The organism is Gracilibacillus salinarum (genome assembly GCF_022919575.1).
Classification (GTDB): Bacteria; Bacillota; Bacilli; order Bacillales; family Amphibacillaceae; genus Gracilibacillus; species Gracilibacillus salinarum.
The window spans coordinates 4,503,327-4,529,205 of record NZ_CP095071.1 but is presented as its reverse complement, the minus strand read 5'-3'; the positions used below and the strand labels follow the sequence as shown (position 1 = coordinate 4,529,205).

20 protein-coding genes are annotated in these 25,879 nt (G+C 39.2%); 3 read left to right on the top strand and 17 right to left on the bottom strand.

Translation table 11 applies throughout. From position 1 onward, the window contains the following. Positions 1 to 2 precede the first annotated feature (2 nt). From MUN87_RS21080 to MUN87_RS21050, 7 genes are all read right to left on the bottom strand, one after another. Complete coding sequence (locus MUN87_RS21080) at positions 3 to 944, bottom strand: ABC transporter permease (RefSeq protein ID WP_244743813.1); 942 nt, start codon at positions 942 to 944, stop codon at positions 3 to 5. Positions 945 to 1,257: 313 nt separating this feature from the next. After that, positions 1,258 to 2,178 (bottom strand): carbohydrate ABC transporter permease, encoded by a 921-nt coding sequence (locus MUN87_RS21075; RefSeq protein WP_244743812.1) that lies wholly within the window; start codon positions 2,176 to 2,178, stop codon positions 1,258 to 1,260. Between the two features lie 12 nt (positions 2,179 to 2,190). Then, positions 2,191 to 3,162, bottom strand: a complete 972-nt coding sequence (locus MUN87_RS21070) for an ABC transporter permease (RefSeq protein WP_244743811.1) — start codon at positions 3,160 to 3,162, stop codon at positions 2,191 to 2,193. A gap of 281 nt (positions 3,163 to 3,443) precedes the next feature. Continuing rightward, positions 3,444 to 5,141, bottom strand: a complete 1,698-nt coding sequence (locus tag MUN87_RS21065; protein WP_244743810.1) for an ABC transporter substrate-binding protein — start codon at positions 5,139 to 5,141, stop codon at positions 3,444 to 3,446. A 313-nt stretch (positions 5,142 to 5,454) separates the two neighbouring features. Further along, on the bottom strand, positions 5,455 to 7,206 hold the full coding sequence (locus MUN87_RS21060) for a sensor histidine kinase (RefSeq protein ID WP_244743809.1): 1,752 nt from the start codon (positions 7,204 to 7,206) through the stop codon (positions 5,455 to 5,457). A 10-nt stretch (positions 7,207 to 7,216) separates the two neighbouring features. Further along, on the bottom strand, positions 7,217 to 8,752 hold the full coding sequence (locus MUN87_RS21055; RefSeq protein ID WP_244743808.1) for a response regulator transcription factor: 1,536 nt from the start codon (positions 8,750 to 8,752) through the stop codon (positions 7,217 to 7,219). Further along, positions 8,745 to 9,410, bottom strand: a complete 666-nt coding sequence (locus tag MUN87_RS21050) for a YesL family protein (protein WP_244743807.1) — start codon at positions 9,408 to 9,410, stop codon at positions 8,745 to 8,747. The genes MUN87_RS21055 and MUN87_RS21050 overlap by 8 nt, the downstream gene beginning before the upstream one ends. 200 nt (positions 9,411 to 9,610) lie before the next feature. On the opposite strand from MUN87_RS21050, the gene MUN87_RS21045 reads away from it, so the two are divergent. After that, the gene (locus MUN87_RS21045) at positions 9,611 to 10,753 is read left to right on the top strand and encodes a family 8 glycosyl hydrolase (protein WP_244743806.1); all 1,143 of its coding nucleotides are present in this window, start codon (positions 9,611 to 9,613) and stop codon (positions 10,751 to 10,753) included. Positions 10,754 to 11,475: 722 nt separating this feature from the next. Here MUN87_RS21045 and xylB read toward each other — a convergent pair. Both xylB and xylA read right to left on the bottom strand, forming a co-directional pair. Beyond that, entirely contained in the window at positions 11,476 to 12,975 is a 1,500-nt protein-coding gene (gene xylB / locus MUN87_RS21040; protein ID WP_244743805.1) for a xylulokinase, read from the bottom strand. A gap of 66 nt (positions 12,976 to 13,041) precedes the next feature. After that, positions 13,042 to 14,367 carry a xylose isomerase gene (xylA, locus tag MUN87_RS21035; protein ID WP_244743804.1) on the bottom strand — a complete coding sequence of 442 codons (1,326 nt, stop codon included), beginning with the start codon at positions 14,365 to 14,367 and terminating at the stop codon, positions 13,042 to 13,044. 162 nt (positions 14,368 to 14,529) lie between these two features. Between xylA and MUN87_RS21030 the strand changes: the two genes are divergently transcribed. After that, positions 14,530 to 15,705: an ROK family transcriptional regulator gene (locus tag MUN87_RS21030; RefSeq protein ID WP_244743803.1), complete on the top strand. Its 1,176-nt coding sequence runs from the start codon at positions 14,530 to 14,532 to the stop codon at positions 15,703 to 15,705. A 48-nt stretch (positions 15,706 to 15,753) separates the two neighbouring features. After that, positions 15,754 to 16,617, top strand: coding sequence for a superoxide dismutase (locus MUN87_RS21025; protein ID WP_244743802.1), 864 nt, complete (start codon positions 15,754 to 15,756; stop codon positions 16,615 to 16,617). A 904-nt stretch (positions 16,618 to 17,521) separates the two neighbouring features. On the opposite strand, the gene MUN87_RS21020 is transcribed toward MUN87_RS21025, so the two are convergent. From MUN87_RS21020 to MUN87_RS20985, 8 genes are all read right to left on the bottom strand, one after another. Next, complete coding sequence (locus MUN87_RS21020; RefSeq protein ID WP_244743800.1) at positions 17,522 to 17,830, bottom strand: YrhK family protein; 309 nt, start codon at positions 17,828 to 17,830, stop codon at positions 17,522 to 17,524. 93 nt (positions 17,831 to 17,923) lie between these two features. Further along, positions 17,924 to 18,562, bottom strand: coding sequence for a bifunctional 4-hydroxy-2-oxoglutarate aldolase/2-dehydro-3-deoxy-phosphogluconate aldolase (locus tag MUN87_RS21015; protein ID WP_244743799.1), 639 nt, complete (start codon positions 18,560 to 18,562; stop codon positions 17,924 to 17,926). Between the two features lie 9 nt (positions 18,563 to 18,571). Then, positions 18,572 to 19,528, bottom strand: coding sequence for a sugar kinase (locus tag MUN87_RS21010; RefSeq protein ID WP_244743797.1), 957 nt, complete (start codon positions 19,526 to 19,528; stop codon positions 18,572 to 18,574). Positions 19,529 to 19,530: 2 nt separating this feature from the next. Then, the gene (locus MUN87_RS21005; protein ID WP_244743796.1) at positions 19,531 to 20,376 is read right to left on the bottom strand and encodes an SDR family oxidoreductase; all 846 of its coding nucleotides are present in this window, start codon (positions 20,374 to 20,376) and stop codon (positions 19,531 to 19,533) included. Further along, positions 20,345 to 21,451: a mannonate dehydratase gene (uxuA, locus tag MUN87_RS21000; RefSeq protein WP_244743794.1), complete on the bottom strand. Its 1,107-nt coding sequence runs from the start codon at positions 21,449 to 21,451 to the stop codon at positions 20,345 to 20,347. Before uxuA ends, MUN87_RS21005 begins: the two co-directional genes overlap by 32 nt. A gap of 140 nt (positions 21,452 to 21,591) precedes the next feature. Further along, entirely contained in the window at positions 21,592 to 23,637 is a 2,046-nt protein-coding gene (locus tag MUN87_RS20995; RefSeq protein ID WP_244743792.1) for an alpha-glucuronidase family glycosyl hydrolase, read from the bottom strand. Between the two features lie 12 nt (positions 23,638 to 23,649). Further along, the gene (locus MUN87_RS20990) at positions 23,650 to 24,327 is read right to left on the bottom strand and encodes a GntR family transcriptional regulator (protein ID WP_244743791.1); all 678 of its coding nucleotides are present in this window, start codon (positions 24,325 to 24,327) and stop codon (positions 23,650 to 23,652) included. 77 nt (positions 24,328 to 24,404) lie between these two features. Then, the gene (locus MUN87_RS20985; RefSeq protein WP_244743789.1) at positions 24,405 to 24,890 is read right to left on the bottom strand and encodes a hypothetical protein; all 486 of its coding nucleotides are present in this window, start codon (positions 24,888 to 24,890) and stop codon (positions 24,405 to 24,407) included. Positions 24,891 to 25,879 lie beyond the last annotated feature (989 nt).

Sequence of the window (25,879 nt, the reverse complement as noted above, 5' to 3'; positions counted from 1 at the left end):
TCCTACCAGAGACTGTTATCCGTGATTCTTTTGGAGAGATAATTGGCGCCTAGTACAAGTATTAAGCCAATTATAGATTCAAATAGTCCAATCGCTGCTCCATAACTAAAACTTCCAGATTCCAGACCAACTCGATAAACATAAGTTGAAATAACATCAGCCGTTTCATATGTTAATGGATTATAAAGTAACAATACTTTCTCAAACCCTATTTGTAGGAAATTCCCAATGTTTAATATTAATAATACGACGATCGTTGGCAATAACCCCGGGATAGTAATATGCATTGTTTGCTGCCAACGATTAGCACCATCTATTTTTGCAGCTTCATATAATTCATCGTTAATACCGGTCAATGCTGCCAGATATAGAATGGCACCCCAGCCTAATCCTTGCCATAAATCAACACTGACAAAAACGGTCCTGAACCATTCGGGCAGTTGCATAAAGCTAATTTTTTCAAATCCCCAGCCAGCTAGTAAACTGTTTACTGGACCATTAAGAGAAAGTATCTCAAAGACCATACCAGCAACAACCACCACTGAGAAAAAATGCGGTAAGTAAGAAGCTGTTTGAATAAACCGCTTAAATAACTGATTCTTCAATTCATTTAAAAGTAATGCAAATATAATTGGAGCCGGAAACGTAATCACAAGCAATAAAAACGCAAGTATAAATGTGTTAGCGAACACATTATAAAAAGTAGGATCATTTAAAAACATTTTAAAATATTGAAGTCCGACCCATTCTTCCCCAATAATGCTTCCACCTGGCATAAACCTTCTAAACGCAATAATATTTCCAAACATTGGACCATATTTAAAAATAATTAAGTAGATAACTGGCAATAAGATCAATGAATATAATTGCCAATCTTTTTTAATACTGCCCCACATACCGCTTTTCAACAGTTGATTATGTCTGATTTTACTAACACCCTCCATACATTACTCCTTTCTTCAATCAATATTTGGATTACAACTAAAACCCTACAATGTCACCACAACTAATTACTCTAGTCTGACTAGTATACAAGAATGGCCAAACCTTTGTTTATTTGGTAAACAATGCTTCTGTTTTTATTGTAAAGCGCTTTCACTAACTTTGTCAATAACTTGTATGGTAGTATTTAAAAATGGTTAAATAATACTATTATTCAATATATTAGAATTGATTTAAACTAGTATAACCACGACAAAGGTGTGATGTGTAATGAAATGCTTGATTCTACCTTATCGTGGTTATATATAATTTTTCCTACTTCACCGCCCCAAGTGTCATCCCTTTCACAAAATAGCGCTGCAAAAACGGATAGATCATAATGATCGGTAAACTGGCTACAATCGTCATCGTTGCCTGAATCGACTTTGGTGTTACCATATTGGATTCTCCCCCAGCGGAATTAGCAAAGGCTGAAGCCATATCCCCACTCGATGTCGTACTTGAATTTTGCAAGATTTTCATTAGCTCATATTGTAAAGTAGTCAGGTGTTCTTGACTGGAATTGTAGAGGAAGACATCAAACCACTGGTTCCATTGGAACACGGCAACAAACAGTGCTACTGTTGCTAACACTGGTAGAGACAACGGCAGCACAATCTTAAAGAATATCTTAAAATCACCTGCTCCATCAATTTTAGCTGATTCAAAAATACTGCTTGGCAGTCCCTCTATAAAGGAACGCATAATAATCAAGTTAAAAGCACTTATTAATGTTGGTAAAATATATACCCAAAAAGATCCGATCAAGTGCAAATCCCTCATTAGTAAAAAAGTCGGAATTAATCCACCATTAAAATACATCGTCATGATAAAAATGATCGTGACCGATTTTTTGAAGATAAAATGAGGCTGAGCAATGGCATAAGCTACCATTGCAGTACAGAACAGACCGACCCCAGCTCCGACAAGCGTTCGTAAGACAGAGATGAAAATAGCTTGATAGATTGCTGCTTTCTCAAATACATGCTCATAATTATGCCAGGTAAATTCTCTTGGCCATAAGTAAATCCCTCCTCGTACAGAATCGGTTGCATCATTCAAGGAAATCGCAATTTGATTTAAAAAAGGATATAACATAAACACACACAGGATAATCATAAAAATAATATTAGATGTGTCGAAAATCAGATCCTCTTTTGTTTTCATATAACTTGCTTTTTTGCGTTTTTTCAACATCTTGCACCCCTCCTAGTACAGTCCGCCTTGACCCATTTTCTTTGAAAACGAGTTGGCTGCAATTAAAAAGATGAAACTGATAACGGTTTTGAACATACCTGCAGCGGTTGCCAATGAAAAATTAAACATCGAAATACCATATTTAATAACGAAGACATCAATGTTCTCTGAGTATTCGACGTTTTGCCCGTTTCCAAGTAAATACTGTGGCTCAAAACCTGCTTCCAGAATGTAGCCGATATTCATAATTAACAGCACAATAATAACGGATTTCATACCAGGAATCGTAATGTAAAATATTCGCTGGATTCTCGAAGCACCGTCAATTTTGGCAGCTTCGTACTGCTCCTGATCGATCATCGAAATCGCAGCAAGATAAATAATCGCATTCCAGCCAACATTTTTCCAAGTTTCAGCAGCACCTAAAATTCCCCAGAAATATTCGCCAATTCCTAACCAAAGAATTTCATCATCTATCAAACCTAGCCCCATTAAAATATCATTAATAATCCCGTCAATTGATAATACTGATGAAACAAGTGCAGCAGCAACTACCCATGAAAGGAAATGTGGTAAATAACTGATTGTCTGTACTACTCGTTTAAACTTCATATTCGATAATTCATTGATTAATACTGCTAGAGTAATAGCTGTTAAAAAGCCTAATACAAGATTGATCAAACTCTGTGCCAATGTATTTCTTAGAACTCCAAGAAAACGATCATCAGTAAATAAAAAAGCAAAATGTTTAAATCCGACCCATTCCTGATCCGAAAAGCCTAGCGCTGGTTTAAAATCCTGAAAAGCCATCGTCCAGCCCCATACCGGTAAATATTTAAAGATAAATACCCAGATAATAAACGGAACGGTCATCCATAATAGAGCCTGTTGATCTTTACACTTTTTCAAAAAGGCTTTGATGCCCTTATTTTTCGTTGGAATTGTTTTTGTCTTGCTTTCCAACGTATTTGATTCGATTGCCATCGTGCTTCCCCCCTACTAATAGTAATAGCTGCTTTGCATTTTCGGACCATCTGGCAAAAATTTCTCCTTGTAAAACGTAGGTTCAATCAGAGTAGTAAATCGACATGGTATGGATTCTTAGGAATAAAGCATACGAAGCTAATGTATTCGCCAGTTCTTGGTAATAAGCCAAGCTTTCTTTATTCTTGAAGATGGTCCGAACATACAACTCTTTATATAAAGTGATTCTGTAACGTCCTCGATAGAAGGAAGAAGGCTGCACAACACAGCCTTCCATGTTATTATTCCTTACTGCTTTCCATCAGTTTTGCTTTATTCTGGACAAAATCAGTTATTACTTTTTCATATGCTTCTTTCGGTAGTCCTGAGAATTCCTCTGCATATGCCCCCCATTGCTGATCGAATTCGCCTGGATCAGCGAAGATGATTTCAGGGAACTTTCGTTTCATTAAATCATCTAACTGCTGTTCATAAAGCTGTGCTTCTGAACCAGTTTCAATTGGTGCATCGTATGCCGGATACCAAGGGCGTTCATCAGGTTCTGAGAAAAGACCTGTAAAGGTATCAATCTCATAGGCGTCAAGAAACTCTTGATCACCTTCGTCATACATCATGCTGGCAACTTCTTCTTGTTTTGGAGGCTCCACAGCATTCCCATCTGCATATTCTCCATTCATTCTTGGCCAGCCCCATTCTAAAGTGGAGAAACCAAAGCTGTCTCGGAATTCTGTTTTGGACGTTTCTTCGATTTGTTCTTCTGTGCGATAATAACGACCATCCTCATCCACTTCATAAGTCTCGCCTTCAATTCCCCATGTAATCAGCTTTTGCGATTCTTCCTTCGCCATGTGATCAAGGAATTTGATGATTCGAATTTGATCCTCTTCCGGTGTGCCCACTGTAATTCCAATACCAGGTGATGCTGTAAATCCTGTTGGATCCAGATATTGATCTTTCACATCTTCGTCAAATACAACCGGAAAGCCCATATAATCGTTATAAGGATCATCGTCTTCCTGTAACGTGTTTAATGCCTGTCCGGCTTGCCAGCGATAATCAAAGAAACCTACAACTCTACCAGATGTGATCTTAGCTAAATATTCATCATAATTTTGTGTAAAGGACTCTTGATCAAATAAACCTTTATCATTTACCTCATTTAATTTCTGTAACCAGCGTTTGGTAATGTCTTTGTCATTGTATACTTCCGCTTCTTGTGTTCCCATATCAATCAATGCGCCACCATCATTCGGGTATCCAGCTAAATGCATCGGCTGGTTAGAGAGAGCAAAAAAGCGCCAGTCGTGCGTTAAAGCCGTAAATCCGATAGTATCAGCACCATCAATTTGTGGATTAGCTGTTGTATATTCCTCGATAATATCGAAATATTGATCAAGTGTTTTAGGTTCGGGATAGCCTAATTCTTTTAGTACATCGCGTTTAATCCACCATGCCCCCTGGTTAAGGTTTGCGGGCTTTTTGTACCCGTGTGCAGCACCGGAAGAAATAACATAAATATTACCATCATCGCGTTTCATCATTTCTAAATAGGGTGCATACATTTCCTTTAAGTTTGGTGCATATTCGTCAATCAGGTCATTTAAAGGGATGAAGCCACCAGCATCAATCACAGCGTCTGTTGATTGCTCGGCGTTAAGTAATGTCGGATACTCCCCACTTGCAATCATTGTTCCAATCTTTTGGTTTACATCCCCTACGATATGTTCAATATCAAAATTAACGCCTGTTTCTTCTTCAAACATTTTGCCCAATGTTGTCTCCGCTGTATTAATATCTTCACCAGGACCAGATGCATCAAAAAAGTGATAAGTAAACACTTCACCGCTATCCTCTCCGGTTTCGGTGTTATCACTATCTGTATCGTCTTTGCTTGCTTCTTCACTATCTCCACTACAAGCCACTAAAGCAAAAAGCAGTAAAGCCAGCAATAGCAATAACCAGCCGTTCCTTTCGTTCATCTTGCATTCCCCTCTCCTTAATAAATCTTTTTTGTAAGCACTTTCATTTTATCTGTTATTCAACCTTATTGTTACCTACCAAACTTTAGAGGAAACTTTGAAAAATTAAGCTGGTTTGTAAAAACTCGACGTTTTCCTTAAAATCTTGCTAGTTTATCATGGTGCTAACCGTCTGTAAGACTCTCATTTCAAGCTTCGAGTATCACAAAGAAGCTAAGTGGAGTAACAGACGCTAACACCCTGATAAGTTTCGCTAATGATCAGTGGGTGTCTAAAACAAAGTTTTACTTTATCAAAAGGAAATGTAGCCCACTTAATGAGCTACATCTGTCTTCATCGGTATTTTTAATAGGATGAAAGTTCCTTCATTTCTGCCTGTCTTTATTTCCACTTCAACACCTTCGAGATAATACATTTTTAATCGTTGAAAAACGTTGGAGATACCAATACGTTCACCTGTAATTTCATCCTCCTCGAGTAATTGCATAATATGATGATATTTGTCAGCTGGTATCCCTACACCGTTATCTCGAATTTCAAATATTATGTAATCGAAGGCTTTTTCGATGACGATGTTTATTTGACCGCCTCCCTTTAGAGGCTCTATTCCATGAATGCTGGCGTTCTCGACAAATGGGATAATCGACATATTGGGTATCAACACGTTCTCGATTGAATCATCCAATTTGATATTGTATTGCATTTTATCACCAAACCGATACTTTTGGACTTCTAAAAAAGCATGGATTAGATGCACTTCTTCACGAACTGTAACAAAGTCTCTGTCCCACGTAATCGAATTTCGCAACAACTGCGCCATGTTATGTATGATTGTTGCTGTTTCCTGTTCCTGCTTCAATAAACTTCGCATTCTAATCGTTTCTAACACATTAAATAAAAAGTGTGGATTGATCTGGCTTTGCAATGCTTTTAATTGTGTCTCTTTCTTTTGTAATTCCAAATCTTTTTTTTGAATGCGTACGATATAGACATCATTGATTAAGTCTTTAATCTTTTTTGTCATGCGATTATATTCTCTTGTTAACACGCCAATCTCGTCGTTATAGTTCTTCCCCGGAATAAGTTCAAATTGCTGATCCTTCACTTTTCGCATTTTTCTTACGATCGTATTAAGCCGGAAGTGGATATTTCCCGCAATGTAAATAATAAATAAAGTTGGTATCACAAAATTCCACAATGCTAAGAGTAAAATCGACGGGATCGAGTTCCGCACTTCGGCTAATAAGTTCTTTTCCGGTATCACTCCGATAACCTTCCAATCGGACATATATTGTGCATCGTAGTCCTCTTCAAATAAGATGGCGTCTTTCGGATGATCTACAGCATCGTAGGAAGCATACGAGGATCGCCACTGCACGGAATCATCAGTAGAATACTCGATGTTATTATCCTCATTCACCAGATATATTTTCCCTTCAAATGTTTCATTGGCAAAGAGCTGCTCAATAAAACGTTCATTTAAATTAATCATCACAATTTTTTCATTATTCGACCGACCTGTTGCGTCTAACGCTCGGACTACTACAAACTGATCTAATTCACCATCATTTGCGATATCTCTTGTTACAACAGGGTACTTAGATCGAATATTCTTTGTTGTTTGGTACCAATGCGATGATGTTTGTTTTTGATCAATCGGAAAAATACCTCCAGCTGTTATGACAGTCGGATTATCGGTATACAAATGAATTGATCGAATCGAAGAGTACACAGGTGTATATTTATTAATATCACGAAAATTATTGTTATAAGCAAGTATAAAGTCAACAGGAGAATCATAGTTCGTGTCTAACAGCTTGTTGACAACTGCATCTGCATATAGAACAGATGCAATCCCGACAGCATCCTCTACCCCTTGTTTGAAACTGGTAGCTACCTGACGTAAAGCCAGTTCGTTGTCATGAATTTTTTGTGTGCGGACATTTTCAGATGTTACATTGTAAAAAATAACGTTCGTTAAAATGATCGGTAAAAAGACAGAAAACATATAGATGAGTAATAATTTATTGCGAATTCTTATATCATTGAAATGGATTTTTTTCATTTGCTGTCTGCTAACTTATCCTGTTTAGTAATTTTTTCCGATATTGTGATGGGGTAGATTTCACGATTTTTTCAAACTGGGTAACGAAATAATCCGGGTTGGTAAATCCTACATGCTCTGCTACTTCATATACCTTCATATCCGTTGTTCGAAGTAATTTCTTCGCCTCATCCATCCGCACTGTCAGAATATAATCTTTGAAATAAACGCCATATGTTTTCTTAAATAATTGACCCATGTAAACAGGATTCATATAGAAGGTGTTAGCAATTGATTTCAAGGTCAATGGCTGATCAAAATGCATATGAATATATTTTTTTATCTGATAGATCGTACCTTGACCATTGTTTTGATAAGCCTGATGCAAAATCGAAGCAGCGTCGATAATAAAAGCAAACCATACTGTTTTTAACTGCGAAAGGCTTAAGGAATACTGATCCCACTCTAACATTTCTTTTAAATTAGTAATATTCTGTTCGTTCGCATCCATGTCTTTGATCGATTTTAAAACCATATGATTGAGCCTGTTTACCATCGTACGCACTGCATCCCTTGCAAAATGTAATTCCTTGCAAGCTTTCATCATCACATGCATCTGCTGTTCAATACGTTCTGTATTTTTTTCTTCGATAAATGCGAGCATTTCATCATAATAAGCCTGATCCAGATCTATAAAAAATACTTCTTTCTCTTTCGTCATCGACGTTGAAATAACGGGCTCACGAAACAAGTATTTATATTGCACACACTTTTTCGCATCTTTATAGGAAGATGGCAGCTGTTCTACTTCGTCTACCGTTTCACCACAATAGATATGCAGATCAAGTCCAAGTCCCTTGTACAAATCTAATAAAAACGGATGAAGTGAAAGATTGTTTTCTGTTAAAAATCTATCATTGATTATCAAACCAAAGCAGTTCATTTTTTCTTCGAACAAGATATAATGATTGCTCGCTTTCAGTTCTTGTAATGCTTGCTCCATTTGTTCGAAGTAATACTGATAATCAATGTTTAAGCCGTTCATTTCTACTTTCACATACGTATACGAATGCGCCGCAAAAAAAGGATGCTTTGCTTTATGCTCACACAAGTCTTGATTACGGATAATCTGGTCTTTGATTAATGATACCGCTTCTGCCTTATCCTCTAATTGTTTTAATTGGTTTTCTTTGATGATGGCAGCTGCTATTCTTTCCAATGTCTGATGGAATTCATTCTGATCAATTGGCTTTACGATAAAATCTTTTACACCGTACCTCAATGCTCTCTGTGCATATTGAAAATCATTGTAGCCACTGACCACAATAAAATTTGGCGTTTGTTCCATGGATTCCTTACAATGCTTCACTAAATCTAAACCATCAATGACCGGCATCCTTATATCTGTTACAACAAGATCTGGCTGGAGCTTTAGGATATCGGCCAATGCATCTTCTCCATTGTCAGCCTCTCCACAAACATTAAAACCATATGATTCCCAATCAATTAGCGTATGAATACCTTGTCGAACAAAGACATCATCATCTACCAAATAGACCTTATGCATGCTTGTTTGCTCCTTTCCTGTATTCTTTTTCGACCAACATCTGTTGCTTCTTTTCAAACCCTTCAAATGCCATAATGGACAATCTGGTAATCATATAGAAGGTGAGACTAATACCAATCACAGGCAGTAATCCTGGTATAAATCTCCAGAGATACTGCAGAAGAAATAAAGCTGCAAACATGATAATAGAAAGGAGAGGGCTAGATATCCCCAGAATAAACGCATGTTTAAACGATTGTGGCAAGGATACTTGAAAATGGGCATAAGCAGGAAATATATACATGCATGTGATGAGAAAGCCAATCCCCAAAATGATGAATACACCTAAGAACAATGGTTGGAAAGAAGATTGATTTTGAATGATCCACTGATAATCAATTACGAAGACATAACCAATTGCTAACAAGAGATACCCAATCAGGTTGGCTTTTACGAACGTTTGTTTATAGGCTTTGAGAAACGTTTTATGAAAAGACGGCATGTCTTGTTGCATACACCACTCTCTTATCGTAATTACCAACGCCATCGTCGCAGGAAACACCCCAAGTACGATCAAACCAGTCAAACAGGTCAAAACCCATATTAAATTCAAATACATCAACCACATCAACCACTCTAAAAACCGATAAAAACGATTTGAGTTTATTGTTTTATCCATTTCACTCCCCCTCATTTTTGTAAACGCTTTAATTTTCAAAGAAAAAAATATACTTTGTTTATCCATCGAACATACTCATTATAGTATACTTTCATTATGATGAAAAGATCTTTTTCTTATTTTATCATTTATGGATAATTATTCTACCCACCCATTGTTTATACCACTTTGCTTTATTCTGCATTGAAGGAGGAAAAAACATGAAAGTAAAATCTGTGAAACTGGCTAGAAATAATCGCAATCTATTAGAAGAATACGGGTATCGTAAGGAAGAAATTAACCAAAAGGTGCAAAGTACATGGAAGATGCTATTTGATCCAAGCGAACAGGATACTCGAATCTATTATCCAGTTGGAGAAAACCTAGGATATATACTGGATACAGGCAATGATGATGTTCGGACAGAAGGCATGTCTTATGGCATGATGATGGCGCTCCAAATGGATCATAAGAATGTGTTTGATCGTTTATGGAATTGGGCGATGACCTATATGTATATGGAGGAAGGAGAAAATGCCGGGTACTTTGCCTGGTCTTGTCAACCGGACGGGGCAAAAAATGCTTACGGCCCTGCACCAGATGGCGAGGAGTATTTTGCTCTTGCATTATTTTTTGCTGCACATCGTTGGGGAAATGGCACGGGGATCTATGAATATAGTAAACATGCAAAAGAGCTGCTGCATCGTTGTCTCCACAAAGGAGAGAATGGTGATGGCTACCCAATGTGGGATCCTGATAATAAGCTGATCAAATTTGTCCCAAGTGTAGAATTTTCTGATCCATCTTATCATTTACCCCATTTTTATGAGTTGTTTGCCCTCTGGTGCTATGAAGATGATCAAGCATTCTGGCATCAGGCAGCTATTAGCAGTCGCCAGTATATCGCTGCATCCGCTCACCCTGTTACAGGCTTAACTCCGGAATATGCTTTTTACGATGGGACGCCAAATCATATACGGGGATTTGGCCATTTTTACAGTGACTCCTATCGGGTCGCTTGTAACATTGGCTTGGATTATTTATGGTTTCAGGATAATGCCTGTCCTGTCGTAGTTGCTGAAAAGATTCAAGCTTTTTTCGCTGATAAACATCCGGATGAATACAGAAGATATGCTATTGATGGCACACCTCTTGAAGATAAAGCGCTCCATCCAGTCGGTCTCGTCGCAGCAAATGCGATGGCTTCCCTAGCGACGAATGGCGCAAACGCCAGAAAAGCTGTTGACCTGTTCTGGAATACACCGGCACGAACCGGTATCAGAAGATATTATGACAATTGCTTATATTTTTTCAGCTTGTTAGCGCTTAGCGGCAATTTCAAAATATGGTATCCTGCTGAATAGCCAGAAATATCCCTAACGTGGAGCCAGCCAGTCTAATGAACAACATAATATACAACTACCTATAATATGGATTATAACAACTAACAGCTTAGTGTTTATTTTGAAATGATTTATGTGCTGGGATACCACTCCGGCCAACCACTTCGCGTCCTGCGGGGCACGGCTGAAGCTAACTTTGTGAAGAAGATCACTTCACAAAGTGGATCTTCAGCGCCTGCCTGTCCCGCGGGAGTCTACGTGGTTGGCCTACGCTAAGATGTAGACTCTACAACTTTTGTAAGAGATAGCATGTTGATCGTATGCATATATAATAGCTATTGAAAAATGCCTAGAACCACTGCTTTTTGCTGTTACATCCGTTGTAGCACTTTTCTTAAGCGTAGGAAATAGGCGGAGACTCCCGTGGAATCAGCGCGAGCTGAAGATCCACTTGGTAAAGAAAAGAATTTTCTTTACCAAGTTAGCTGAAGCCGTGCCCACAGGACGCGGAGCCTATTTCCGGAGCTTTGCTAAGCAGATAATCTATATCAAAATGACCATTTTGCAATAAAGCCTTAGTTAACATAATTAATCTTCATGTTCAATATGATTACTGCTGTTACTGCACTTTTATACATTTTGTTAAAAAAACCGAACGATAAATCAAATGGACTACATTCGATTCCGTTCGGTTCTTCTTATGTGCAAATCCCAGATACCATAGTACACAGGTGTGTATCCTGTTAGTTTCTAAATTCCATCAAGCCATCGTTCAATGACGTTGTTTGCTGATAAACTTGTTTGTATAAAGTAAACAGTCTCTGATATTTCTCTACATTTTCCGGAATTGGCTGATAAGTTTCAGCATCTTCTAATATCATATCAGCGCATTCTTTAAGTGAAGAGAACCAGCCTGAGCCATAAGCTGCGAGCATAGCTGCGCCCATTCCTGGACCTTGTTCACTTTTTTGTTTTACAATGTTGGCATTAAAAATATCTGCTTGCATTTGCAGCCAATCAGCATTCTTAGCGCCACCACCTATCGAATAAATCGTATCAATTTGCTTTCCATTCTCTCTGAATATTGCAATCGATTCATTCAGTGAAAACGTAATGCCTTCCAGAACTGCACGAGCAAAGTCTTTCAAGGTATGAGAACTGTCCATACCAACAAAACTGCCGCGAATCTGTGAATCATCATGTGGCGTTCTTTCCCCTGCTATATACGGTGTAAAAAGCAAACCATTAGCACCTGCTGGCACGTCTCCAATACCTGTTAATAGTTCATCAAAAGATAGTTCCTGTGCAAATGTTTTTTTGAACCAGTTCAAACTGTGACCTGCCGCTAATGTAACCCCCATAGCATAGTAGGCATCTTGTTCCCCGTGATTAAAATAATGGACTTTCCCTTGGTAGTCTTTATCACCGGAAGGCTCATAAGACAGCACAACACCAGAAGTCCCGATGCTTGCAAACGTCTTTCCTTCTGACAAAATCCCAGATCCGATCGCACCACAAGCATTATCCGCTCCGCCTGCAAATACATTAGTATCTGATGTTAGTCCCGTTGCTGCTACTATTTCAGATGTTATTGTTCCGACATTTTCATGTGAGTCAACTAACGGAGGGCATAGCGATACATCTAATCCTAAGTCATCACAGATTTCTTTACTCCATGATTTATCAGCAACATCTAGCAAGCTAGTGCCGGCAGCATCTGAATAATCCATGTGGATTGTTCCAGTCAGACGATAACGAACATAATCCTTTGGTAAGACAAAGGTCGATGCTTTCGCAAATAAATCTGGTTCATTCTCTTTTACCCACAATAGTTTAGGTAACGTAAATCCTTCTAAAGCTAGATTTTTAGTAATGTTAATAAATTTGTCTTTACCGACTTTATCATATATTTCTTTACATTGAGCAGTGGTTCTCGTATCATTCCACAAAATTGCATTGCGTAACACATCTTGATTTTCATCTAATAAAACTAATCCGTGCATTTGCCCGGAGAAACTTAACCCTTCAATCTCTGCTGGATTTCCATCGAACTGCTCGACTAGCTCGTGTAATCCTGCCAGCGTCTGTTGGACCCAATCCTCCGGCTTTTGTTCAGAGTAACCGGTTTTTTCCTGGATCAGCGGGTATTCCTTGGAAACCTCCTGAACTACTTCCCCTTGCTTGTTCACTAATAGCAATTTGACAGCACTGGTACCTAAATCTACCCCAATGACATAGCTCATCGTAACACTCCTCTCTTTAGTAAAGACTTAGCCGTCACGCAGACAGCTAAGTCTTTTCTTTACCGATTATTGATTTGCATAAGCATTTAGTAAGTATTGATTAATCGTAGCTTTAATCAGCTCTTGACGACCAGACTTATTTTTAATTTCTTTTAAGTTGAGCGCGTGTTCTTCTAGTGATTTGAAATCAGCTTTACCATCTACGATATCCTTACCAATTCCTTCTTTGAAGCTTGCGTAACGATCATTGATGATGTTTTCAAATACTTGATCTTCTACAAGCTGGCTTGCCACTTTATAGCCGACCGCGAAGTGATCCATACCAGCAATATGCGCATGGAAAAGATCATCTTGCTCAAAGGAGCCACGGCGTACTTTCGCATCAAAGTTCAGACCACCTGAACCAAGTCCGCCATTTTTAATAATTTCATACATTGCTAGAGTTGTAGAATAAATATCAGCAGGGAATTCATCGGTATCCCAGCCTAATAATGGATCGCCTTGGTTGGCATCTACAGACCCTAATAAGCCGTTAACACGTGCATAACGGAGCTCATGCTCAAACGTGTGGCCAGCAAGTGTCGCATGGTTCGCTTCAATATTTAATTTGAAGTGATCCTGCAGACCATATTTTAGTAAAAAGGCATGGGCAGATTGCGAGTCGAAATCATATTGGTGTGTAGTCGGTTCTTTTGGTTTTGGTTCAATTAAGAATTGAGCGTCAAAGCCAATTTCTTTCGCATAATCAACTGCCATATGGAAGAAACGCCCAAGGTTATCCTGCTCCAAAGCTAAATCTGTATTTAACAGGGTTTCATACCCTTCTCTACCACCCCAGAACACATAATTTTCTCCACCTAATTCTTTTCCAATCTCTAATTGCTTCTTCACTTTTGCTGCAGCATAAGCAAATACATCAGCATTACTAGAAGAAGCTGCACCATGTACAAATCGTGGATTAGTAAAGTTATTAGCCGTATTCCAAAGTAATTTGGTATCGCTGTCTTTCATATGATCTTTAATCAAGGCAACAATCGTGTCAAGATTTTGATATGTTTCGCGTAGTGAATCTCCTTCCGGTGCAATATCTACATCATGAAAACAGAAGTACTTCACACCGAGCTTATCGAAGAATTCAAAAGCAGCCTCTACTCTTGCTTTAGCACGGTCCATACCTGTATATTTATCCCAGTTGCGTAATGCAGTACCTGTACCAAATGGGTCTGATAAATCTTCTGTGAACGTATGCCAGTATGCCACACCGAAGCGAAGAAATTCTTCCATTGTCTGACCATTTATTTTTTCTTCCGGATTATAAAATTTAAATGCTAGTGGATTTTTTGATTTAGGTCCTTCATATTGAATCTTGTTAACGTTTTCAAACCATGTCATTTATTCATACCTCCATCACCTAATTAGGCTTAATTGATTTCGTGATTATTATAGCAAGTCACAGTAAGTTTGTCTAGTGAATAAACAAAGATAATAGAATTATTTTAGATCATATGTTAAAATAGTTCTAATTTAATATGCATAAAGAAATGAGTGTAGCGCATGAGTCAAACATGGAATCAATATGTCGTCAAGAAAGAAAACAAAGCATTAGTATTAAAAACAATTTTGGGGAAAGCTCCTATCTCGCGTGCAAGTATAGCCCAGGTTACCGGTTTAAATAAAGGAACCGTCTCTTCCCTGGTCAGTGAATTAATCGACGAAAAACTAATTCACGAATCTGGCACAGCAGCTTCAAGCGGCGGAAGAAGGCCTGTCATTCTTCTTCTTAATGAGAAAGCAGGATTTACAATATCCGTCGACCTCGGTGTCCAGAACATCTTAGCTGTATTAACTGACCTGCGCGGCAATATAATTTTAGAAAAAAAGACGCATTTTGAAAGTCACGACTTGGATCAAGTACTATCCTCTTTATATCAACTGATCGATCAATTGAAAGAAGAAGCACCGCCATCTGAATATGGCATCGTCGGCATCGGCATTGGGGTGCCTGGCGTGGTGACAACCGAAGGAGAAATTTTGCTTGCTCCTAACTTGGAATGGAAGAAGGTCCCATTGAAACAACTACTCACAGACCGCTATCAAATACCTGTCACGGTAGAAAATGAAGCCAATGCTGGAGCATACGGGGAAAAAATGTATGGTGCTGGCGAAATGGCGAACGAATTGATCTACGCCAGTATCAGTATTGGAATTGGAGTCGGTCTATTATTAAATGGGAAGCTGTACCGGGGATTACGTGGTTTCTCTGGAGAGTTAGGTCACATGACAATTGAAAAAGATGGCAAAACCTGCCGCTGCGGAAACCAAGGATGTTGGGAATTATATGCCTCTGAAAATGCATTGCTAGAAAAAGCAGCAGACGCCGGTTATCAGACAGGCTCGTTAGAAGAAATCGTAACTGCTGCGGATAATGGAGAAGCGAAAGCACTGAACATTCTTCACGAAATTGGTGATTACATTGGGGTTGGCATCACAAATATTATCCATATTTTCAACCCAGAACAGGTCGTAATCGGAAATACGATACTTGCCGCCGAAAAACACTTGCTGCCAGCGATTGAAAAGAGGATCGAAAAAAATACAATCGGTTTTAACAAAAATGATGTACACGTTAGTCCGGCAAAATTAAAGCAGCATTCCACTGTATTAGGTATCGCCGCCTTCAATATCGAAAAATTCTTTCAAGAAACAGGAAATGAAATGATCGCGAATTAATCATCACCCCATGTCAGCGAATATCATATGCTGACATGGGGTGATGTCATGGATAAAGATTACCAAGCCTATTTGGAGAAGTTATTAGAATGGGGCGAAAAAGTAAAACAAAAATTGAAAGACTCCGATTTGACAGAAGAAGAAATCAAACATGCCACTGAACAGGTGGAAATTTGGCAAGAAAACTTGTCTGACATGATGGCATCTAATCAGGATGAGGATATGGATCGATTAGAAGATGTCAGAATGCAAGCGGAGCAACTTGTTGAAAATTTCCGAAAACCACAAGATGCAAGCAGTGTTCCATATGGAAAGCACAAATTGCCACCATTACCGTATGCCTATAATGCACTTGAGCCATACATTAGTGAACAAATCATGCGTCTTCACCATCAGAAGCATCATCGGGCATATGTAGATGGTTTAAACAAAGCCGAAAAAGCATTATATATTGATAAGAAAGATCCTATTAAACATTGGTTACGGGAGCAGGCATTTCATGGATCTGGTCATTATTTACACACTATTTTCTGGTACAATATGACACCGAAAAGCAAGAAAAAACCGGATGGCGCTATTTTACGGCAGATCGAGAAAGACTTTGGTTCCTGGAGAGCATTTAAAGATATGTTTACGAAAGCAGCTAACTCCGTGGAAGGTGATGGCTGGGCTGTGCTATTATGGACGCCAAGAAGCGGAAAATTAGCCGTTCAATCGTTTGAAAAACATCAGTTATTCCAGGTTCCTGATACCATTCCACTGCTAGTACTAGATGTATGGGAACATGCCTATTACCTGCAGCATTATAATGACAAAGCAGCATACATCGATAACTGGTGGAATGTAGTGAACTGGGATAATGTCAACGACCGCTTTAAAGAAGCCAGCAAAGTGAAATGGCAGTTGTTCTAAACCACTTTTCCTGCACGATACACTCGTTCCATTGCTATGTAACAATAATTTACTTGCCAGTCAAATTAAAAGCGGAAGGTACCATGATTGTCATCAAACGATATTCATGGTACCTTCCGCTTTTTTATGCTGTAAATATATAATGCGAAGTAACAGGATGTGTGTTCTTAAACCTTGAGACCATATTGAAACGTTCTTAGTGTTATGATATCGCTCCGTCCAACCACTCCGCGTCCTGTGGGGCACGGCTGAAGCTAACTTTGTAAAGAAGAACGCTTCACAAAGTGGATCTTCAGCACCTGCACGTCCCACGGGAGTCTCCGTGGTTGGCCTACGCTATGGTTTTGCTCTACAACTGATAATACAGCTAGTATTTTGAGCGGTGTCCTTTAGTGTCTATACCTCATCTTTAATATGTATAATGCCTAGCACCACTGCTTTTAGCTGTTCTATGCGTTGTAGCACTTCCTTAAGCGTAGGAAATATGCGGAGACTCCCGTGGAAACAGCGCGAACTGAAGATCCACTTCATTTGTGCCCGCGTCTGAAAGTATCGCTTCGAAGTAAGCTTCCTCTGCACAAGGCAGGAAGGAAGTAATTCAAGTAGTAGCCTAGCTGAAGTCGTGCCCACAGGACGCGGAGCATATCTCCGGAGCTTTGCTACGCACAATAAAAATGTCATAATCACCAAATGGAAATACAATCTTACAGCATTAGATAGATTCTTACTTAGCTTAAAATATGATACATCGCCAAATTGTCATTAGTTCGCAGTTTGCTTCAACTAGTAGTTAAAACGCACCTATTTATACCTTAATTGTTTTTTTCTACTATATCCACTTACTTACATCATCACGTTAAAAAAAGAAGCAACTCTTCTTAAAGAAAGTAAGCTGCTTCTTTGATTATAATTGTGTCCGATCATACTCTTTGCCATAATGCTTTCGTGCTGAGAACTCGTGCACGAGGCGGATCGATGGTTTGATGAGGAATTGCACACTGGCGATGACAAATAGTGTGACACCCCATGTTTTCAATGATTCAAAATAGAAAAAGATACTTCCGACTAAAAACCAGACCGCTATGGTAAAATCATTGATCGTATATAAAATATGATAAATATTTTTATAAAATCGGTTATGCTGCTGCATACGTTGATCTACATAATTCTTACGTGATGAGTCATGTTGATAGTGCTGAGATCTTTCCTCCATCTTTTCTCCTCCTTCATAACTCCTCATTTATTGGTTATAACCCAATTCCGTGAAGATCAAACATCCTTTTTAAGGAAGAGAACGTATTACCTGCTATTTTCTTGCTTTTTTCACTTCAGTGATAAATTGTTTTGCTTTTACAGAAATATCGGTTAAATATGCTTCCGACAGTTCAGTCGTTCCTTTCACCAATGTACTTCCAGCACCTATCGCTACCGCTCCGGCTTGGATATACTCTCCTGCGTTGCGGGGATCGATTCCACCGGTTGGCATCACAGGGATATGGGGTAAAGGACCTTTTAAATCTTTAAAAAAACGTGGTCCAAGTACACTGGCTGGGAATACCTTGATCATATCTGCACCATTCTCATATGCCGTTACTATTTCCGTTGGTGTAAAGGCACCAGCAACGGAAACAGCACCATAACGCTTGGTCATCTGAATCGTCTCTTTTCTTACTATTGGGGAAAATATAAAGGATGCTCCAGCCATTAGAGCTGCTCTTGCCGTTTCTGCATCCAATACCGTACCAGCACCTACCATCACATCATCGCCAAATCTGTCTTTGACCATTTCCATTAATGTTAAAACCTTTGGTGTTTCCACAGTAATTTCTAAAATGGTTACGCCACCATCATACAATGCTTGCGCAACTGGAATAATTGTCTCAGGCGTCATATCCCGCATAACGGCAATAACCCCTGTATCAGTCATTCTCTGTAAACCCTCCATATCGGCCACCTACCTTTTGACATCCTGATTTGATTGTCTATACATAAACTGCTCTAATTCTCCCCGATCTGGTAAACCTTGATAATCTCCTGCTATTTGCGTCTGAATGGCGCCAACTGCATTCGCTCGCTTCACAGCTTGTTCCGTCGGTAAACCGTCAAGTAATCCAGAGATGAATCCTGCCGCAAAACCGTCACCAGCACCGACCGGATCGATAACCTCTTTCACTTGATACGGAGAAACAAATCCATTTTCGTTTGCTGTTTTATAATAGGCACCTCGCTCGCCTAACTTGATGATCACCTGCTCACTGCCAGCTTCTAAAAATAACGCAGCTGCTTTCTCCGGGTCCTCTTCACCAAATAAAAAAGTTGCTTCCTCCATGCCTGGTAGCACAATATCTGCATAACTAATTAATTCCTTCAATACGGAACGTGCTTTAATATCAGGCCACAGCTTCCGACGTATGTTAGGATCAAAGACAATTTTAACGTTATTTGCTATTGCCTGCTTCATTAGTAACACTACTGTTTCATAGGCTGAGTCGCTGAGAGCAGGCGTTATCCCTGTCAAATGAAGGTATTTTGCCTCTATCCAATATGTCTCATCGATATCATTAATTGAAAGCTGACTGGCGGCTGATCCTTTTCGGTAATATTGGACACGCACATCTCTTGCATGACGGATCTCTTTAAAATATAAACCGGTTGGATATTCGTCATCCCGCTTTACCTGACTGACATCCACCCCTTCCCCCCGAATTCTGTTCATAATAAAAGTGCCAAACTCATCATTACCAAGCCTGCTGATCCAGCCGACATCATGACCTAATCGAGCTAATCCGATTGCGACGTTAGACTCTGCACCACCTATATCTTTCGAGAAAGTCTCTGCATATCTCAGCATCGGCGACGTAGCAGGTGTGAATAAAATCATTGATTCACCAACTGTAATGACATCTTTCATCCCTACACCCCGCTATACGCCATAAATCCGCCATCTACCGGAATACATGTGCCCGTCACAAAGCCACTAGCTTCCTCGTCAGTCAACCATAAAAGCGTTCCTAATAGATCTTCTGCCGATCCGAGCCTTTCCATTGGTGTATGATCGATGATTTTTTGCATTCTCGGCGTAGGTGAACCATCTTCCTTCGTTAATAATGGTCTGTTTTGATCGGTTAAGAAGAAGCCAGGCGCAATCGCATTTACTCGAACATTTGCCTCTGCCATATGTACTGCAAGCCATTGAGTAAAATTATTGATCGCTGCTTTGGCTGCACTGTAAGCCGGTACTTTGGTCATCGGACTTGGCGCACTCATTGAAGAAATGTTTATAACCGTCGTACGCCGGTTCACCATCCGTTCAGCAAAGATTTGTGTCGGAATCAAGGTGCCAATGAAATTTAAATTAAAAACAGACGAGAACCCTTCTGTTGTCATATCAAAAAAACTGCGAATGGCTGGATCACTTTGATCCTCTTTGCTAAATCGCTCATTAGCCGTTGTGCCATCTGGATGATTGCCGCCTGCGCCATTAATAAGTACATCACAAGCGCCAAATGTCTGAAACACTTGCTGCTCTGCTGCAATAACAGCATTACGATCCAATACATCGCACGCTATTGCCATCGCCTCACCTTTTTCCTGCTTGATTTCATTAACAACCTTTTCTGCTTTAACAAAGGTCCGATTAAGGATGGCCACCTTCATTCCTTGTCTTGCAAGTTCTTTTGCCATTGCTCCACATAGGACACCTCCTCCACCAGTAACAACCGCTACTTTATCCTTTAAATTGCTGTGTATCGGTAACATGAGTTTCATCCCTTCTTTTCATCGATTGATAGGCATCCCACAACCCAGATAAATACATAATCCCTAAGGCACGATCGTATAATCCGTAACCAGGTCGGCATTGTTCTTCCCAAATGTGTCTGCCATGATCTGGTCTCACATACCCCTTAAAACTGATCTGATTATACGCTTTTACAATGTCGTCTATCGCAATGGAACCATCCCTTGTCATGTGGGATGTTTCGATAAAATCACCATTATCAAATAACTTCACATTTCGAATATGGGCAAAATGTATATGATCAGCAAATTCATGAATCATGGAAACAATATCATTATCTGCTCGGACACCAAGCGCACCTGAACATAAGGTGATCCCGTTACAATGACTGGGTACTAGATTAATAATTTCTCTCAATCTTTCCTGTGTCGTCACAATACGCGGTAAGCCGAAAATTTCCCATGGCGGATCATCCGGATGAATAGCTAGTTTAATATCATACGCTTCACAAACGGGTATAACCCGCTCTAGAAAATATGCCAGATTATTCATTAAGTCTGTAGTACTAACCTCATGATAGGCATGGAATAGCTCCTTCAATGTTTCCAATCGCTCCGGTTCCCATCCAGGCATTGTATAATCTGGATTTGATGCGATTTTCTCTACCAATTCCATCGGATCCATGTCATCTACTTTCGCTTTCTCATAAAATAACGCTGTCGAGTCATCTGATAGTTTTCCAAATAAATCAGTACGCACCCAATCAAAAACAGGCATAAAGTTATAGCAAATTACTTTCACACCGACTGTGGCTAAATTTTTTATCGTTTCCAGATAATTATTAATATAGTGATCCCGTTCCGGTGTACCGAGTTTAATAGTTTCATGAATATTGACACTCTCTACGACATCCAGGTGCAGATTATATTTATTTGCTTGTTTTTTTATCTCTTGCATTCTATCCAGTGGCCAAATTTCTCCAACCGGCACATTATGCAATGCCCAAACAATTCCTTCTACACCAGGGATCTGTTTAACTTGTGAAAGACTGATACTATCATTGCCTTCACCAAACCAGCGAAATACCATGCGCATGTGCATTCCTCCTCTATAACAAAGATCCAGTTCTGCGTGTTATGCGAGAAACTGATAGCCGCTTGCTCCGAAACGACTATCAAACTGTTAATCTATTTCTGCATGACATATATGTTGTTTTTATTCTAACAATCGATTCACTAGTAAATTGTTCGATTATATTGGTCTGCAATCCCTGATTTCCGGTAAAAGTAGCTATTGATCTGGTCTCTCCATTCTTTAGCGTTTATTTTCTGTCTGCGGAATCGATCTTGCACATTTTTAAATCGGTCGTTGTCCATCAATGACTCCAGACTATTCCAACTATCCATTAAGTCTTCTACTTGCTCATAGCCTTTAAAGTGAGTGTTGTAAATATGTTGAATAACAGTTTCTCCATTCTTTAACGTATACTTGTATGGTACATGATGAAAAAATAAAAGCAGCTCATCCGGACATTCACTGAGAATATTATAAATGGACCGGTTGGGCTCTTCATATTGATCCGTGTACCCTGTTCCTGTTTCTATCGTTCGATCTACACCTATTCCTTCACGATCTGCAAAATGGTATGTACCCCATCTTGAATATTCATAGCCATCAATATTAGGGCCATAATGGATGCCTGGTGTCACCATCCAGCCAACCCCGAGCGGTGCAGTATAATTTTCATATATTGTCCACGAAGATAATAGCATGCTTCCAATTTTTTCAACTACTTCTTTCTGGTTACCGAATGTTTGGCTTATCCATTCCTCTGCGATTTCCTGAGAAGATAATGATGGGTCCCAGATTAAGCGCCCATACCCATACAAATTTGCTTGAGCAAGTGTATGTCCAGTCCAATTTTCATCGTCTCCAATGTTTGAAACAGCAGCAATACCACTGTACTTATACGCGTGTATGTTTCCCGCAACAATTTCTGAAATAGTGGATCCTGTCCCTTTTATATGGGTATCGAAATCTAACACCTGTTTCCACTGTGGTATTAAATAACAGAGGTCGATTTGCTGACCTGTATACTCCTGTGCCACCTGGAATTCGACTAATTGATTCGTCTGAGGCATCGCACCTAATAAAGGTGAAACAGGCTCACGCACCTGAAAATCCATCGGACCATTCTTTATTTGCAGCAAGACATTTTCATGGAATCTTCCGTCCAATGGTTTAAAGTGATCATAAGCAGCCCTTGCACGATCAGTTGCACGATCACGCCAATCCTGCAGACAATTATAGACAAAACAGCGCCAAACGACTTTACCATCATAGGGCTCCAATGCCTCGGCTAACATATTAGCACCATCTGCATGATCACGATTATATGTAAACGGGCCCGGGCGATGTTCTGAATCCGCTTTAACAACAAAACCACCAAAATCAGGTATGTATTCATATATTTCCGCGACCTTTTCTTTCCACCACTGCTTTACCTCTTTATTTAAAGGATCTGCTGTTGACAAACCATCAATCGCCATTGGGCTTGCAAAATTGATGCTTAAATAAAGCCTGATAGCATAAGCACTAAAAATATCCGCTATTGCTTTTATTTCGGCAAGATATTTGTTGGTAATAAAATAAGTTTCCTCTTCCCATACATTCACATTATTAATGGAAATCGCATTAATTCCAACAGAGGATAAGTATCTTGCATAATCGCGTATTCTCTTTTTATCCTTCACAATTTTTCCGTTTTGATAAAAAATCGATTGACCTGAATAACCTCTCTCCACAGTACCATCCAGATTATCCCATTGATTGATCATCCGAAACTGATTCTTTGGCTGTTCCACTATTTGCAATTGTGAAAGATCTGAATTGATTTGCATTAGTCGTATAAAATGATGGACTCCATACAATACACCTTTATCAGTATTTCCTACAATATACGTTTTTTGATTACTTGTTTGAACTATGTAGCCTTCCTCGGTTAAATCGGTTAACAACTGACGCTGCTCCTCTTTTAGAAAATCAGCTACTTCATTTATGTTACCGATTACAAAATTCGCCTCCTGGACATTCTCAGTCCAGCTTAACTCATGATCTAACATTCCTTTTACAGCTCTCTGCAATTCATCCTTTGCCGAAAAAATGATTGGATCGTTTCCTTTGATCACGACATTACGCAACAGACTCTGATATTGCACATTCACCTGTTCTACTGTACATATTTCATACTGTAACCACATCTTATATTTACTGCTATCCATTAGCTGTCACCCCTAAATAAAAAATTCTGGATTGTCCAGTTTCAAATCATCTTTTTCCACATTCACAAGTTTAAGGTGATCCATTACTAATTTTTCTGCTAATACGCCATCTTTAGCAGAGATTGCTTCAAATATCTCTCGATGCTGACTTACAATAATCTGCCAATCATGATTAACGGAAAGACGTAATAAACGCAGTCGGTCAAACTGGATATTCATTCGTTTTATCATTTCCCACGTACGGTCTTTCCCGCACCCTGTATATAATAATTGATGAAATTCATCATCTAGTTCAAAGAGACGTTGAAACGACTCTTTCTCCAGAGAGAATTCCTGTAAAGTGAGATTGGTTTCTAATTGAAGAAGTGCTTCCTCATCCATCATTTCTGCCGCTTCCCGGACAATCGCTTTTTCGATATTCTCTCTAATAAATCTGCCTTCTTCCACTAACTTCAAATCAATTTTGGTTACAATTGTGCCAATCTGCGGATAAACGCCCAGCAGCTCTTCCTGATTCAATTTAAGAATCGCTTCCCTTACTGGCGTCCTGCTTACTTCCAGTTTGTCAGAAATCTCTTTTTCAGATAATTTTGTTCCAGGTGGTATCTCACCATTCATGATTTGTGCTTTAATCGTGTTATACACGTAATCTCTTGAGGATCCCCTTGCTCGTTGACCTAAATTCGCCATTTCTTCATCACCTTTTATACTAGTATGGTAGTTACCAGTATACAATGAATGAACAGAAAATACAACATTTACCGTTCTTAGTGGTCATAATCCCACAAAACTTTCCACTCCGAATCTTCTTCAATTAAAATCACCGGCTGCCTTATTTCCAGATAGCCATATTTACTATTGTACATAGATGTAACATCAATCTGGTACACCGTGTACTCGACAGTAGGATCCTCTGTTAATTGAAAGTTTTTGATTTCAGAAGGATCTCCAAGACTAAAATCAAATGAATCCACACCAAAATGATTAAGAAACACATGGGCACGATCTTGCATATACGTTCCTTTATTAAATCTTTTTTTCATCGAGGAATGAAATAATTCCCATGAGTTACCGAAATCGCCTTCCTGTTCATATTCATAAAACTGCTCCGCTACCTGCACCACCTGACGCTCTTCTGAAAACAGATAAACAATACCATAAATGATAAAAGCTAATACAAGGATAAAAGCACCAAGTCCAATAAAAAATAGAATTTTCCGTTGCTGCCGATCATAGAAATGCCGTTTTTTCATGCTGATCACCCACTGCTTTGCGTATTTTAAAACGAGCTCTATACTAAAGCTTATTCAAGGAAAAAAATTTTATTATTTCTATAATTTGAATAAATTTAGTTCAAAAGACCTATTGTAATCGTTTTCTAAATTTTATATAATGAAATCGGTTACAATAATAGTTGTTGTGTACATATACTGTTCACGTCATTCCAGATGTGGATAGATGTACAGTATTTTGATTCAAAATAGATTGTCCCCCTTTGCACCCTGCAAATGCAGGGTGCCTTTTTTTGTCTTTCTGAAATTTCTACTAATTAAGGTATACGTTTCTAAAAATTGTTATGAGTCCAGAAAAATTAAAATGGAAATACTTTGTCATTTTTGGAATACAACTATTTGAGCTTCCTATAATATGGATTATGTTAACTAGCCATAGCAGCCAAGCATCCATATTGAGATATTTAATGTGCTGGGATACCGCTCCGTCCAACCACTCCGCGTCCTGCGGGGCACGGCTGAAGCTAGGCTACTACCCGAAATACTTCTCTGCTGCCTTGCACCGAGGAAGCCTACTTCGAAGCGTTACTAGAAGACGCAGGTGCAGACGTTGTGGATCTTCAGCGCCTGCATAATCCCGCGGGAGTCTCCGTAGTTGGCCTACGCTAGAATTGGGACTCTACAATTTTTGTAAGAGCTAGCATATTGATCGTATGCATATATAATAGCTATTGAAAAATGCCTAGAATTACTGCTTTTAGCTGTTCCATACGTTGTAGCACTTCCCATAAGCGTAAGAAATAGGCGGAGACTCCCGTGGAATCAGCGCGAGATGAAGATCCACTTAGTTTGTGCCTGTGTCTACTATTATCGCTTTGAAGTAAGCTTCCTCGGCACAAGGCAGTAAAGAAGTCGTTCAAAGTAGTAGCCTAGCTGAAGCCGTTCCCACAGGACGCGGAGCCTATTTCTGGAGCTTTGCTAAGCAGATAATCAATATCAAAATGACCATT

What these genes read in the sequence shown, in the direction of transcription:
- MUN87_RS21080 (WP_244743813.1), bottom strand. Translation starts at nt 944, where the DNA reads ATGGAGGGTGTTAGTAAAATCAGACATAATCAACTGTTGAAAAGCGGT.
- MUN87_RS21075 (WP_244743812.1), bottom strand. Translation starts at nt 2,178, where the DNA reads ATGTTGAAAAAACGCAAAAAAGCAAGTTATATGAAAACAAAAGAGGAT.
- MUN87_RS21070 (WP_244743811.1), bottom strand. Translation starts at nt 3,162, where the DNA reads ATGGCAATCGAATCAAATACGTTGGAAAGCAAGACAAAAACAATTCCA.
- MUN87_RS21065 (WP_244743810.1), bottom strand. Translation starts at nt 5,141, where the DNA reads ATGAACGAAAGGAACGGCTGGTTATTGCTATTGCTGGCTTTACTGCTT.
- MUN87_RS21060 (WP_244743809.1), bottom strand. Translation starts at nt 7,206, where the DNA reads ATGAAAAAAATCCATTTCAATGATATAAGAATTCGCAATAAATTATTA.
- MUN87_RS21055 (WP_244743808.1), bottom strand. Translation starts at nt 8,752, where the DNA reads ATGCATAAGGTCTATTTGGTAGATGATGATGTCTTTGTTCGACAAGGT.
- MUN87_RS21050 (WP_244743807.1), bottom strand. Translation starts at nt 9,410, where the DNA reads ATGGATAAAACAATAAACTCAAATCGTTTTTATCGGTTTTTAGAGTGG.
- MUN87_RS21045 (WP_244743806.1), top strand. Translation starts at nt 9,611, where the DNA reads ATGAAAGTAAAATCTGTGAAACTGGCTAGAAATAATCGCAATCTATTA.
- xylB (WP_244743805.1), bottom strand. Translation starts at nt 12,975, where the DNA reads ATGAGCTATGTCATTGGGGTAGATTTAGGTACCAGTGCTGTCAAATTG.
- xylA (WP_244743804.1), bottom strand. Translation starts at nt 14,367, where the DNA reads ATGACATGGTTTGAAAACGTTAACAAGATTCAATATGAAGGACCTAAA.
- MUN87_RS21030 (WP_244743803.1), top strand. Translation starts at nt 14,530, where the DNA reads ATGAGTCAAACATGGAATCAATATGTCGTCAAGAAAGAAAACAAAGCA.
- MUN87_RS21025 (WP_244743802.1), top strand. Translation starts at nt 15,754, where the DNA reads ATGGATAAAGATTACCAAGCCTATTTGGAGAAGTTATTAGAATGGGGC.
- MUN87_RS21020 (WP_244743800.1), bottom strand. Translation starts at nt 17,830, where the DNA reads ATGGAGGAAAGATCTCAGCACTATCAACATGACTCATCACGTAAGAAT.
- MUN87_RS21015 (WP_244743799.1), bottom strand. Translation starts at nt 18,562, where the DNA reads ATGGAGGGTTTACAGAGAATGACTGATACAGGGGTTATTGCCGTTATG.
- MUN87_RS21010 (WP_244743797.1), bottom strand. Translation starts at nt 19,528, where the DNA reads ATGAAAGATGTCATTACAGTTGGTGAATCAATGATTTTATTCACACCT.
- MUN87_RS21005 (WP_244743796.1), bottom strand. Translation starts at nt 20,376, where the DNA reads ATGTTACCGATACACAGCAATTTAAAGGATAAAGTAGCGGTTGTTACT.
- uxuA (WP_244743794.1), bottom strand. Translation starts at nt 21,451, where the DNA reads ATGCGCATGGTATTTCGCTGGTTTGGTGAAGGCAATGATAGTATCAGT.
- MUN87_RS20995 (WP_244743792.1), bottom strand. Translation starts at nt 23,637, where the DNA reads ATGGATAGCAGTAAATATAAGATGTGGTTACAGTATGAAATATGTACA.
- MUN87_RS20990 (WP_244743791.1), bottom strand. Translation starts at nt 24,327, where the DNA reads ATGGCGAATTTAGGTCAACGAGCAAGGGGATCCTCAAGAGATTACGTG.
- MUN87_RS20985 (WP_244743789.1), bottom strand. Translation starts at nt 24,890, where the DNA reads ATGAAAAAACGGCATTTCTATGATCGGCAGCAACGGAAAATTCTATTT.